Annotated in this window: 10 protein-coding genes, 1 tRNA gene and 1 pseudogene; 8 read left to right on the forward strand and 4 right to left on the reverse strand. The window is 63.6% G+C overall.

All coding sequences use genetic code 11. From position 1 onward, the window contains the following. Positions 1-28: 28 nt before the first annotated feature. Positions 29-721 carry a uracil-DNA glycosylase gene (gene ung / locus GEV39_RS19430; RefSeq protein ID WP_009683066.1) on the reverse strand — a complete coding sequence of 231 codons (693 nt, stop codon included), beginning with the start codon at positions 719-721 and terminating at the stop codon, positions 29-31. Positions 722-847: 126 nt separating this feature from the next. Here ung and dspII point away from each other — a divergent pair, with 126 nt between their 5' ends. Next, positions 848-1,954, forward strand: coding sequence for an enoyl-CoA hydratase/isomerase DspII (gene dspII, locus GEV39_RS19435; protein WP_173890890.1), 1,107 nt, complete (start codon positions 848-850; stop codon positions 1,952-1,954). A 12-nt stretch (positions 1,955-1,966) separates the two neighbouring features. Here the strand turns inward: dspII and GEV39_RS19440 are convergent, their stop codons facing one another. Then, positions 1,967-2,425: a hypothetical protein gene (locus GEV39_RS19440; protein WP_173890891.1), complete on the reverse strand. Its 459-nt coding sequence runs from the start codon at positions 2,423-2,425 to the stop codon at positions 1,967-1,969. A gap of 212 nt (positions 2,426-2,637) precedes the next feature. Between GEV39_RS19440 and GEV39_RS19445 the strand changes: the two genes are divergently transcribed. The 7 genes and pseudogenes from GEV39_RS19445 to GEV39_RS19475 all read left to right on the forward strand — a co-directional run bounded on the left by GEV39_RS19445 (position 2,638) and on the right by GEV39_RS19475 (position 9,518). Continuing rightward, positions 2,638-4,113, forward strand: coding sequence for a sensor domain-containing diguanylate cyclase (locus tag GEV39_RS19445; protein WP_173890892.1), 1,476 nt, complete (start codon positions 2,638-2,640; stop codon positions 4,111-4,113). Further along, the gene (locus tag GEV39_RS19450; protein WP_009683070.1) at positions 4,110-4,322 is read left to right on the forward strand and encodes a cysteine-rich CWC family protein; all 213 of its coding nucleotides are present in this window, start codon (positions 4,110-4,112) and stop codon (positions 4,320-4,322) included. Before GEV39_RS19445 ends, GEV39_RS19450 begins: the two co-directional genes overlap by 4 nt. A gap of 9 nt (positions 4,323-4,331) precedes the next feature. Beyond that, positions 4,332-5,024: a pseudouridine synthase gene (locus GEV39_RS19455; RefSeq protein ID WP_173890893.1), complete on the forward strand. Its 693-nt coding sequence runs from the start codon at positions 4,332-4,334 to the stop codon at positions 5,022-5,024. 459 nt (positions 5,025-5,483) lie between these two features. Further along, complete coding sequence (locus GEV39_RS19460; protein WP_173890894.1) at positions 5,484-6,371, forward strand: alpha/beta fold hydrolase; 888 nt, start codon at positions 5,484-5,486, stop codon at positions 6,369-6,371. Between the two features lie 110 nt (positions 6,372-6,481). Next, positions 6,482-6,555: transfer RNA gene (locus GEV39_RS19465), tRNA-Gly, on the forward strand. 182 nt (positions 6,556-6,737) lie between these two features. Further along, positions 6,738-8,444: pseudogene (locus tag GEV39_RS19470) on the forward strand (SulP family inorganic anion transporter). A gap of 63 nt (positions 8,445-8,507) precedes the next feature. Then, positions 8,508-9,518, forward strand: a complete 1,011-nt coding sequence (locus tag GEV39_RS19475) for a DUF4917 family protein (protein ID WP_173890895.1) — start codon at positions 8,508-8,510, stop codon at positions 9,516-9,518. A gap of 39 nt (positions 9,519-9,557) precedes the next feature. Here the strand turns inward: GEV39_RS19475 and GEV39_RS19480 are convergent, their stop codons facing one another. Both GEV39_RS19480 and GEV39_RS19485 read right to left on the reverse strand, forming a co-directional pair. Then, on the reverse strand, positions 9,558-10,772 hold the full coding sequence (locus tag GEV39_RS19480; RefSeq protein WP_173890896.1) for a class I SAM-dependent methyltransferase: 1,215 nt from the start codon (positions 10,770-10,772) through the stop codon (positions 9,558-9,560). Between the two features lie 345 nt (positions 10,773-11,117). Continuing rightward, complete coding sequence (locus GEV39_RS19485; RefSeq protein ID WP_173890897.1) at positions 11,118-11,735, reverse strand: TPM domain-containing protein; 618 nt, start codon at positions 11,733-11,735, stop codon at positions 11,118-11,120. Positions 11,736-11,740: the final 5 nt, after the last annotated feature.

The following is an 11,740-nucleotide window of genomic DNA, read 5'->3' on the forward strand; positions in this document are numbered from 1 at the left end:
TGGCCAGGCGCTGCGCCCGTTCACATGACTACAACGGCGGCAACGCCCAGTTGATCGGCGCCAGCCCGCGCTGCTCGAGGAAGCTGTTGGTGCGGCTGAAGTGCCCGCAGCCGAGAAAGCCGCGGTAAGCCGACAACGGTGACGGGTGCACCGACTTCAGCACCAGGTGCTTGGTGCCATCGATCAGCTTCTGCTTGCTCTGCGCATGTGCGCCCCACAGCAGGAAGACCACGTGCGGGCACTGCTCGCTGACGACCTGGATGATCCGGTCGGTAAAGTGCTCCCAGCCTTTCTTGGCATGCGAGGCCGCATTCGCACGCTCGACCGTCATGGTGGTGTTGAGCAGCAGCACGCCTTGCTCGGCCCAGCTTTGCAGGTAGCCGTGGCTGGCGATCGGGATGTTCAGGTCCCGCTGCAACTCTTTGTAGATGTTGACCAACGACGGCGGCGTGGCCACCCCGGGCTGCACCGAAAAGCACAAGCCGTGTGCCTGGCCCGGCCCGTGGTACGGATCCTGGCCGAGGATCACCACCTTCACCTGTTGCAGCGGTGTCGAGTTGAGCGCGTTGAAGATCAGCGGCCCTGGCGGGTAGATCTGCTTGCCGGCAGCGTACTCGCTACGCAGGAACTCGCGCAGTTGATGCATGTAGGGCTGGTCGAACTCACCGCGCAACGCGGCCTTCCAGCTGGGTTCGAGTTTGATACGGTCGTCGTCAGTCATGGGGCCTTCCATAAACAATGGCGCGACACTAGGTAAGCCCTACCCGCTTGTCAAACGATCCGACCGACGACCGGCATGATTGGCCAGGCAAGCCATACTTGGGCGATGACTTGCGCGAGGTAGCCCATGACCATTCATTGCGAGGTGCTTACCGGCGCCGATGGCGCCCGCATGGGCATCGCCACCCTCGATGCGCCCATGGCGCTCAATGCCCTGACCCTGCCCATGATCGAGGCGCTGGGCGACCAGCTGCAGGCCTGGGCGCGCGACCCTGGCGTGGTCTGCGTGCTGTTGCGTGGCAGCGGCGCCAAGGCATTCTGCGCGGGGGGTGATGTGCGCGCGCTGGCCCAGGCTTGCCGCGATCAGCCTGGCAGCGTGCCACCGCTGGCCGCCACCTTCTTCGCTGCCGAGTACCGCCTGGACTACAGCCTGCACACCTATCCCAAACCATTGCTGTGCTGGGGGCATGGCCATGTGCTGGGCGGCGGCATGGGGTTGCTGCAAGGCGCCAACGTGCGCATTGTCACACCCAGCAGCCGTTTGGCCATGCCGGAGGTCAGCATCGGCTTGTACCCGGACGTGGGTGCCAGCTGGTTCCTGGCCCGGCTGCCAGGCAAGCTGGGGCTGTTCCTTGGCCTGACCGGCGCCCCGCTCAACGCCCGCGACGCCCTGGACCTGGGTTTGGCCGACCGCTTCCTGGGTGAGCACCAGCAAGAAACCTTGGTCGATGAGCTGCTGCAACTGAACTGGCAGGAACACACCGCTTTACAGCTCAACAGCCTGCTCAAGGCCGAACAGCACCGCGTGTGTGCCGAATTACCGGCCGCTCAGTGGTTGCCGCGCCGTTCAGCGATCGACGCGTTGCTCGATGTTGCCGATGCGGCTGCCGCATGGCGCGCGCTGGAAAACCTGAAGCACCATGACGACCCATTGCTGGCCGACGCCGGCCAACGGCTGCAGCAAGGCTGCCCGCTGACCGCCCATTTGGTTTGGGAGCAGATTCGCCGGGCGCGACACCTGTCACTGGCGCAAGTGTTGCAGATGGAGTACTGCATGAGCCTGAACTGCTGCCGCCACCCGGAGTTCAGTGAAGGGGTACGCGCCCGCCTGCTAGACAAGGACAACCAGCCGCGCTGGCACTGGCCGGACGCGGCGCAGGTGCCCACGGCAGTGGTTGAGGCGCACTTTGCCAAAGTCTGGGAGGGCAGGCACCCGCTGGCGGACCTGGGTTAGTGCGGCCGTTGCCTAGCGCTGCCATTGCCCCTGCCCGCGCGGACCATCACCTCGCCCACCGTCATGGCCTGGCCCATTGGATTGCCAACCACCACGCGGGTAGCGTTGGCTGCCATCGCGGTAGTCGTGCCGGTCCCGGTCACCCCGGTAGTCATCACGCTGGCGGTTGCCATAGTCATGACGCGGGTTACCGTGCCACTGGGTCACCGGCGGGCGTGGCTGCGGCCGGTAGTAGGGTGCGGGTTGGTAGCGGTAACGCGGAGCGGGCTGGTAGTAGTAGCGTGGTGCCGGCTGGTAGTAGTAGCGTGGCTGTGGCGCCACGTAGTAACGGTCATAACGGTAATACCCGGGCGCTGCATAGCGGTCGCTGGTGTAATAGTCGGAGCGGTAGTAGCTGCCACTCTCGTAGTAAGGCGCGCAGGCGGAAGTCATCGACCCCAGCAGGGCGATCAACAGGATTCGATAGGACATGGCGGCCTCCTGGACCGCTGGAGTGCCCGCACAGCGGCGCTGTCGGGCGTCGATGCGAAATGTGTTCATCGACATTGAATAAGACACTGGGAACAAGGTGCAGTGCCATTCCTGCAATAATTTGATACAGCTGCCCGGGCACCGAAAAACTTGCAGTCATTTCACCGCCACCTCACTAGAATGGGCGGCTCGGCACACATCATGGGAAGATCATGCCTTTACGTTCCGCCCTGTTTTCGCAGCGTTCGCTGATCTTCACCCTACTGTTGCTGCTGGCCTGCGGCTTTCTTGCCACCTCGCTGCTCAGTTACTTCGCTTCGCGCAGCGCCATCCGTGACGGCATCATCAACACCGAGTTGCCGCTGACCTCCGACACCGTCTACTCGGAAATCCAGAAAGACCTGATTCGCCCGGTACTGATCGCCTCGATGATGGCCCAGGACACCTTCCTGCGCGACTGGGTGCTGTCCGGCGAGCAGGACACCGCCCGCATAACCCGCTACCTGGGCGAGGTCATGGGCAAGCAGGACACCTTCACCTCATTTTTCGTGTCCGACCGCACCCTGACCTACTACCAGGCCAAGGGGGTGCTCAAGCATGTCGACCTTGGCGCCTGGCGCGACGCCTGGTACTTCCGCCTGCGTGAGCTCAAGGCGCCTTATGAGATCAACGTCGACCTCGACATGGCCAACCATGACAGCCTGACCGTATTCATCAACTATCAGGTGCATGACTATCAGCAACGCTTCATCGGCGCCGCCGGTGTCGGCCTGAGCGTATCGTCGGTGGTCAAGCTGATCGACCGCTATCAACAACGCTACCAGCGCGCGGTGCTGTTCACCGACGCCAAGGGCAAGGTCCTGCTGACCGGCTCGGCAGGCGGCCCGCATGGCCTACAGGTGGGCCAGCAGCTCAGTGCCAACCCCGAACTGCAGGATCTGCTGGCAGAACGGCCGGTACCCAGTGAAGGCAGCCACGAGTACCGTGACAGCGACCAGCACAGCCACTTCCTCAACGTGCGCCAGTTGCCTGAGCTGGACTGGTACCTACTGGTGGACAAGCGGGAAACCGGCGCGCTCGATCGCATTCGTCACTCGCTGTACCTGAACCTGGCGATCTGCACCATGATCACCCTGGTGGTACTGGCACTGGTACACGCCATGGTCCGCCGCCATCAGGCCAGCACAGAGGCCCTGGCGACCCTCGACAGCCTCACCGGCCTGCTCAACCGGCGCAGCTTCGACCTGCTGGCTGCCCAGGCCCTGCGCGAAGCCCAGCGCGAAAGTGGCCCACTGGTAGCATTGCTGTTCGACCTGGACCACTTCAAGGCGCTGAACGATACCCATGGCCACCTGGCAGGCGACGAAGTGCTGCGCCAGTTCGCCAATGTACTGCAAAGCAGCCTGCGCCAGTCGGATATACTGTGCCGCTGGGGTGGCGAGGAATTCATCGTGCTGCTGCGTGAAGCCGAGGGTCGGCACGCCATCGAGGTGGCCGAAAAGATCCGCCAGCGCACCGAACGGCTGACCTTCAGCTACGACGACCAGCCACTGCGCCTGACCACGAGCATCGGCCTGAGTAGCCTGCGACCGGGGGATACCCTGCACACCCTGCTGACCCGCGCCGACCGTGCCCTTTATCGTGCCAAACAGGCTGGCCGCAACCGTGTCTGTAGCGAAACCCCATGACTGATCAGCAACACTGCCCCGCTTGCGGCGCGCTCAACCACTGCAGCCTGGCCGACCCACGCCGCGCCACCCAGGCCTGCTGGTGCTACGGTGTCACCATAGACCCGAGCGTGCTCCAGGCACTGCCCGCCGCGCTGCGGGACAAAGCTTGCCTGTGCCCGCGCTGCGCCGCCGTTGAAGACCAACTCCAATCACGCCCTTCCAGCTGACGCCAAGCAATGCGCCTCGATCGTTTCCTTGCCAACCTGCCCCACTGCAACCGCCAGCAAGCCCGGCTGATGCTGGCCCAGCGCCGTGTGCGCCTGGATGGCCAGGTCATCAGCGACCCGCTGGCCGAGGTGCGGGAGTTCAGCCGGGTGCAACTGGACGAGCAGTTGCTGCAGGCTGGCCGCCCAGCGCGCTACCTGATGTTGCACAAGCCGGCCGGCTGCGTGAGCGCGACCCAAGACCCACAGCACCCCACTGTGCTCGAGCTGTTGCCGGCGGCGCTGCGTGCGGACCTGCACATCGCCGGGCGCCTGGACTTCAACACCACCGGCCTGATGATCCTGACCAACGATGGCCAGTGGTCGCGCCGCCTGACCCAGCCAGCGACCAAGCTGCCCAAGCAGTACCTGGTGGAAACCGAGGACGAGATTGCCGAGCACTATGTGGCCAAGTTCCGTGAAGGCTTCTACTTCGCCTTTGAGAACCTCACCACCCAGCCCGCCCAGCTGGACATTCTAGGGCCGCGGCAGGCGCGGCTGGCGATTGTCGAAGGGCGTTATCACCAGGTCAAACGCATGTTCGGTTTTTTCGACAACAAGGTCGTGGGGCTGCACCGGGAGAGCATGGGGGCGATCCGGCTCGACCCGGGGTTGGCGCCCGGGGCCTTTCGGCCACTCACGCCGGAAGAAATAGGCACCGTCTAGCCCGCCCGCGAATCCGCGGAACCTACCGCTGAGCGGTTGCGATACGACCGCTCAGCGCCAAACGTCACAATTAAGCCCGAACGGCACTTGCAGGATCCCCGCCCCCCTGCTTGAATCCCAATCGTCAGTCTGCATGTGACCACCAAGTCACGACCGTAGACCCAGACACTTTTTGTCGGCCACCCAGGGCCTAGATGCCTTGGGGCACGGCAGATTGCCCGCCATACAACAACACCGTCGACGCAAGTGCCAAGGATCGACACAGGGCCCCGGTTACTCTTCAGGCGAATGCCTACCTGTCATAAAGAACGTGCACCCTGAGGTCCTGTTTCGGGAATGCGCTCTCTTTGGGCCAGTGGCTTGAGTGTTCGGCCAAGCCGCCGGCAAAAGTGCACAACCCGTTTCCGCGACAGGCCACCAGGTGACGCGAATACCCTTTTTGCGCCAGGAGTCGATGACATGAGGCCAGAAATCGCTGTACTTGATATTCAAGGTCAGTATCGGGTTTACACGGAGTTCTATCGCGCGGATGCGGCTGAGAATACGATCATCCTGATCAACGGCTCGCTGGCCACCACAGCCTCGTTCGCCCAGACGGTGCGCAACCTGCACCCGCAGTTCAATGTCGTCCTGTTCGACCAGCCCTACGCGGGCAAATCCAAACCGCACAACCGCCACGAACGGCTGATCAGCAAGGAGACCGAGGCGCATATCCTCCTTGAACTGATCGATCACTTCCAAGCCGACCACGTGATGTCGTTCTCGTGGGGCGGTGCCAGCACGCTACTGGCACTGGCGCACCAGCCGCGGTCTGTGAAGAAGGCCGTGGTGAGTTCGTTCTCGCCGGTAATAAATGAACCGATGCGCGACTACCTGGCACGCGGTTGCCAGTACCTGGCCGCCTGCGACCGCTATCAGGTTGGTAACCTGATCAACGACACCATCGGCAAGTACCTGCCGTCGCTGTTCAAGCGGTTCAACTACCGGCACGTCAGCAGCCTGGACAGCCACGAGTACGCGCAGATGCACTTCCACATCAACCAGGTGCTGCAGCATGACCTGGCACGGGCACTGGATGGCGCGCGCGATATCGATATTCCGGTGTTGTTCATCAATGGTGAACGCGACGAGTACACCACGGCCGCAGATGCACGGCAGTTCGGCAAACACGTGGGGCGCAGCCAGTTTGGGGTTATCCGCGGTGCAGGGCACTTTCTGGACATGGAGACCAAGGCCGCCTGTGAGGACACCCGCAATGCCATGCTGGGCTTCCTCAAGCCAACCCTGCGCGAAGCCCGGCAACGTTACCAGCCGCTGCAACAGGGGCAGCATGCACTGGCTATCTGAGCAACTCGGCGCCTGGGTGCGGATACCCGCCGGCATGGGGCGCCGACACGCTTTTTTTATAACGTGGGCTTCTATTTCACGCAGGGTTCTGGTAAAAAGTGCGGCGTAAGGCGGGTATAGTTTAGTGGTAAAACGAAAGCTTCCCAAGCTTTAGTTGAGGGTTCGATTCCCTCTACCCGCTCCACATTACATCCCCCCGCATGGCGTTCCGGCAACGTCATCGCTGTCAAAAGGAGCGTTCGCTCCTTTTTCGTTTCTGCCAATCGCTACGATCTGCTGCTTTCGATGATCAGCAGCATGGCCAATTGCCTGTCGATCCGCTTCAATGCGCCCATGGTTTCGTGAAACATTTCGAAAGGATGACGCATGTTGCTCTCCCGCTGGCTACCGGGCCTTGCCAATGCTGCACTACCGCCGCGAATGGCTGCAGGCCGACCTGCAAGCAGGGCTGTCGGTGTGGCAGCCATCCAGATCCCGATTGCCATCGCCTACGCCCAGATCGTGGGCCTGCCGCCACAGTACGGCCTGTACGCCTGTGTACTGCCGATGATGGTCTACGCGCTGATCGGGAGCTCGCGCCAGTTGATGGTCGGCCCCGATGCGGCTACCTGCGCCATGATTGGCGGGGCAGTGGCGCCGCTGGCCCTGGGCGATCCGCAACGCACTGCCGAGCTGTCGGTGATCGTCACCGTACTGGTCGGGGTCATGCTGATTGCCGCTGGCCTGGCGCGGGCCGGTTTCATCGCCAGCTTCTTCTCGCGGCCGATTCTGATCGGCTACCTCAACGGTATCGGCCTGAGCCTGATCGCCGGGCAGTTATCCAAGGTGGTGGGGTTCAGGATCGAGGGCGACGGTTTCATCCTCAGCCTGATCAACTTCCTCCAGCGCCTGGGCGAAATCCACGGGTTGACGTTGTGTATCGGCCTGGCCGCCCTGGGCCTGCTGATCTGGCTGCCACGCCGCTACCCGCGCCTGCCGGCAGCGCTAACGGTGGTGGCGCTGTTCATGCTGCTGGTGGGTGTGTTCGGCCTCGACCGCTTCGGCGTCGCCATCCTCGGCCCGGTGCCTGCCGGCATCCCGCAACTGGCCTGGCCACACAGCAACCTGGCAGAAATGAAAAGCTTGCTGCGCGACGCCCTGGGTATCGCCACGGTCAGTTTCTGCAGCGCCATGCTCACCGCACGCAGTTTTGCTGCCCGGCATGGCTACGCCATCAACGCCAACCACGAGTTCGTGGCGTTGGGCGTGAGCAATCTGGCCGCCGGGGTTTCCCAGGGTTTTGCCATCAGCGGTGCCGACTCGCGCACCGCCGTCAACGACATGGTCGGTGGCAAAAGCCAACTGGTCGGCATCGTCGCCGCCCTGGTGATCGCCTTGATCCTGCTGTTTTTCACCGCCCCCATGGCGTGGATCCCTCAGGCCGCACTGGGCGCGGTGCTGCTGATGGCTGGCTGGGGGCTGATCGATATCAAGTCATTGGGCCACATTCGGCGCCTGAGCCGTTTTGAATTCTGGCTGTGCCTGCTGACCACCGTGGGGGTGCTGGGGCTAGGCGTGCTGCCCGGCATCGTGTTTGCCGTGACCTTGGCGATACTGCGCTTGCTGTACAGCATCTACCAGCCTACCGACGCCGTGCTTGGCTGGCTGCCGGGCACCGAAGGCCAGGTCGACATTCGCAAGTTCAAGGATGCGCGGACGGTGCCCGGCCTGGTGGTCTATCGTTTCGACGATGCAATCCTGTTCTTCAATGCCGACTACTTCAAGATGCGCCTTCTCGAGGCGGTGCAAGGCGAGGCACAGGCCAAGGCCGTTTTGTTCGATGCCGAGGCCGTGACCAGTATCGATGTCAGCGGCATGGCCGCATTGCGTGAAGTGCGCGACACCCTGGCCGCGCAGGGCATTCTCTTCGCCATCGCCCGTGCCCGCGGCAGCTTCCTGCGTATGTTGGTGCGCTCGGGCATGGCGCGCGAAATGGAGGACAAATTGCTGTTCGGTTCGGTGCGCGCCGGCATTCGGGCCTACCGGGTATGGCGTAACCGCAAGCGCAGCGTGCCGGCCGCCAGGCAGGGTTGATGCCCCTTCCCCCCGCCTGACATGCTAAAGTCGCCCCGCGCCCGCACCACCAATGGACCCAGCATGCCTGCACTCGACGCCCCTCTCCTGCCCTGGCCGGAACTTGCCGCCCGCCACCCCTGCGATGCCCTGCTGCTGGGTAACGGCGCCAGCCGCGCAGTGTGGAAGCCGTTCGGCTATTTCTCGCTGTTCGAGGAGGCGCAACGCGCCGGTCGCAAGAAAGGCCTGGCGATCAGCGACCAGGCCTTGTTCAAGTCCTTGGGCACGGAGCTGTTCGAACCGGTGCTCAGCGCGCTCAACACCACCGTGCGCGCCAATGCTGCGCTTGCCATCAACTCCACTGCGCCGCTCAACCGCTATTACTCGATCAAGGAAGCGCTGATCCACGCCGTGCGCACCGTGCATCTGCCCTGGCGGCTGATGCCCCCGGCAACCCTGGCCGTGCTCAATCAGGCCTTACGCGACTATCGCAGCGTCTACACCAGCAACTACGACCTGCTGCTGCCTTGGGCCCTGCAACATGCCCCTCAGGGCTTCGCCGACCTGTTCGACGAGCACGGTTACTTCGATGTGCGCCGGCGCAGCAGCGAGGGTACCCGGGTGATGCACTTGCACGGGGGCTTGCACCTGCTCAAGCAACCCGACGGCACCACCCGTCAACGCAGCGCCGAGAGCGCCGAGCTGCTGGAAGGTTTTGCCGTGAACATTCCCGGTGAAGTGCCGCTGTTCGTCAATGAAGACCGCAGCGACGAGAAACTGCGCGCCATCCGCCACTCGGACTACCTGAGCTGGTGCCTGGGGCAGCTGGCCCAGGAACACCGCGGCCTGTGCCTGTTCGGGCAGCACCTGGACAGCACTGACCAGCACCTGCTCGACGCCATTCGAATGGCCGGGCCCAAGCACCTGGCGATCGCCATTCGGCCGTTGAGTGAAGCGTCGGTGATCAACCAGAAGCAGCATTTCGTCGATCGCCTGGGCGCCATGCCGGGCACGTCACTGCACTTCTTCGATGCCACGACGCATCCGCTGGGCCAGGCATCGCTGTCTATCGAAGCCGTGTTCACCCGAGGTTGAGGCCAGCTTCAAACGCCTGTTGAAGGGGCCAGTGCCGCCTCAAAGCAGCCCGTCAACTCGCAACAGCGTCTCCAGGCAATGCTCCTGCACCCCATAGAACGCCTTGAGCTGAGCGATTTTCTCCAGCAGCGTACGGTTGTCGCCCGGCTGGCGCCGCTTCACTGCAAGAATCATCTTGTTCTTGTTGGTGTGCTCCAAGGAGATGAACTCGAACACCTTGGTCTCATAACCACAGGCCTCCAGGTACAGCGCCCGCAAGCTATCCGTGAGCATTTCGGCCTGCTGGCCCAGGTGCAGGCCGTACTGCAGCATTGGCTGCAGCAGGCCCGGGCTGTGCAGTTGCGGGCGGATCTGTTTGTGGCAGCACGGCGAACACATGATGATCGCGGCATTGCTGCGGATGCCGGTATGGATGGCATAGTCGGTGGCGATGTCACAGGCATGCAGGGCGATCATCACCTCGATGGCGTCGGGTACCACGCTGCGCACGTCACCACACTGGAACTCCAGGCCCGCATGCTGCAACCGCACCGCGGCGGCGTTGCACAGGTCGACCATGTCCTGGCGCAGTTCAACCCCGGTCACCTGCGCTTCGCGGCCCAACGTATTGCGCAGGTAATCATGCATGGCGAAGGTCAGGTAGCCCTTGCCCGAGCCAAAGTCGGCCACCCGCAGTACCTGCTGTGCCGGCACCGGGGCGCTGGCCAGGGCGTGGTCGAAGACCTCGATGAACTTGTTGATCTGCTTCCACTTGCGCGACATGGACGGGATCAGTGCCCCCTGCGCGTCGGTTACGCCAAGGTCGCGCAGGAATGGGCGCGACAGCTCCAGGTAGCGTTTTTTCTCGCGGTCATGGCCACTGGCGGGCGCAGCCTCGCGCGGGGCTTGTGCACCATGGCGCTGAAGCATCGGCTTGCCCTTCTTGCTGAAGGTCAGCTGTACTTCGCCATCGGTATCGAAGAGGTGGGCGTTACGGAAGCTGCCCGGCAGCAACTCGGCCACCAGCGCCAAGGCGTCGTCCAGAGCCAGGTTGCGGGTGATGTCACGGGTCTGGTGACGGTAGACCAGCGACAGGCAGGGCTGGCCCTTGACCTGCAGCGGCTTGGCGATGATTCGTTGCAGGGTCTGGTCGGCACCGACATGGCGCGCCAGCACCAGCTTGACCAACGTGCCGCCCTGCAGGGCAGCGTTCAGCAGGTCGAGGAACTGGGCGAGTGCGTCCGGCGCGGCGGAAGCGGAATGACTGGCGGGCATGGACAAAGGGGCCTTGGGTAGCGGAACGCTCATTCTACCGTGTGCCGCGCGGCCAGGCATACCTTGGCCACCCACGGCCGCGTCACGCCCAGGCCAGGCGCTGCATATCTTATGGCAAACAGCTGCCGCAAGCGCGACGCGGCCTGTGTGGGAGCGGGCGAGCCCGCGAAGAGCCGAACGCGGTGGCTGGCACCGGCTACGCCGGTGTTCGCGGGCGCGCCCGCTCCCACAAGGGCCCTGCTAATCAACAAGTTATGTATTGTTCAATATTAACTGGCTTGCCAGCGATGGCTGCACAGCAGCCCCGAACTGCCAGCCCCATCCAGTGCGCGCCTGCATGCTGCCTCAGTCGAGAATCACCAGGCGGTTGGGCAGCTCGTTACGCGCATGGGTCGGTGGCACCTGCTCGCTCAGTAACTCGCCGCAGGCCTTGATGCATTCGACAAAACCCTGCAGGGTCCGTCCCTGGCGCACCTGTTCGGCAAACCGGCTGACGAGTGCCGCCCGAGCGCTGGCATCCAGGCAGTGCTCGATGCCGCGGTCAACCAGTATTTCCACATGCCGCTCCGCCTCGCTGACAAAAATCAGCACCCCCGTGCCAGCCGCCGTGCGCTGCAGGTTCAGCTCGCGAAATTGCTGGTGCGCCAGGCGCGAAGCCCGCCAGCGGCGCAGCGCCCGGGGGATCAGCCAGCCGGCCAGGCGCGGGCTGCGCAGCAGCAGGCACAGGCCGACAAACAGCAGCATGTTGGCCACCAACAAGCCACGCACGCCCGGCCAGCCCAGCAGCCACTGCAGCAGGCCGGGCACAGCCAGTGCCAGCACGGCAGCCCAGAGCAGCGGCCAATACGCATAGTCGTCGGCACGCCGCGCCAGCACCGTCACCAGTTCGGCGTCGGTATGCCGCTCGGCACGGGCTATGGCTTCGGCAATCTGCCGCTGATCATACTCGTCAAAAGGGGTCACGCCGT

The sequence above is a fragment of the Pseudomonas sp. NY5710 genome (genome assembly GCF_013305665.1).
Lineage (GTDB): Bacteria > Pseudomonadota > Gammaproteobacteria > Pseudomonadales > Pseudomonadaceae > Aquipseudomonas > Aquipseudomonas juntendi.

Bases quoted from the DNA above. Each gene is read 5' to 3' on its own strand.
- ung (WP_009683066.1), bottom strand. From the start codon at position 721: ATGACTGACGACGACCGTATCAAACTCGAACCCAGCTGGAAGGCCGCG.
- dspII (WP_173890890.1), top strand. From the start codon at position 848: ATGACCATTCATTGCGAGGTGCTTACCGGCGCCGATGGCGCCCGCATG.
- GEV39_RS19440 (WP_173890891.1), bottom strand. From the start codon at position 2,425: ATGTCCTATCGAATCCTGTTGATCGCCCTGCTGGGGTCGATGACTTCC.
- GEV39_RS19445 (WP_173890892.1), top strand. From the start codon at position 2,638: ATGCCTTTACGTTCCGCCCTGTTTTCGCAGCGTTCGCTGATCTTCACC.
- GEV39_RS19450 (WP_009683070.1), top strand. From the start codon at position 4,110: ATGACTGATCAGCAACACTGCCCCGCTTGCGGCGCGCTCAACCACTGC.
- GEV39_RS19455 (WP_173890893.1), top strand. From the start codon at position 4,332: ATGCGCCTCGATCGTTTCCTTGCCAACCTGCCCCACTGCAACCGCCAG.
- GEV39_RS19460 (WP_173890894.1), top strand. From the start codon at position 5,484: ATGAGGCCAGAAATCGCTGTACTTGATATTCAAGGTCAGTATCGGGTT.
- GEV39_RS19475 (WP_173890895.1), top strand. From the start codon at position 8,508: ATGCCTGCACTCGACGCCCCTCTCCTGCCCTGGCCGGAACTTGCCGCC.
- GEV39_RS19480 (WP_173890896.1), bottom strand. From the start codon at position 10,772: ATGCCCGCCAGTCATTCCGCTTCCGCCGCGCCGGACGCACTCGCCCAG.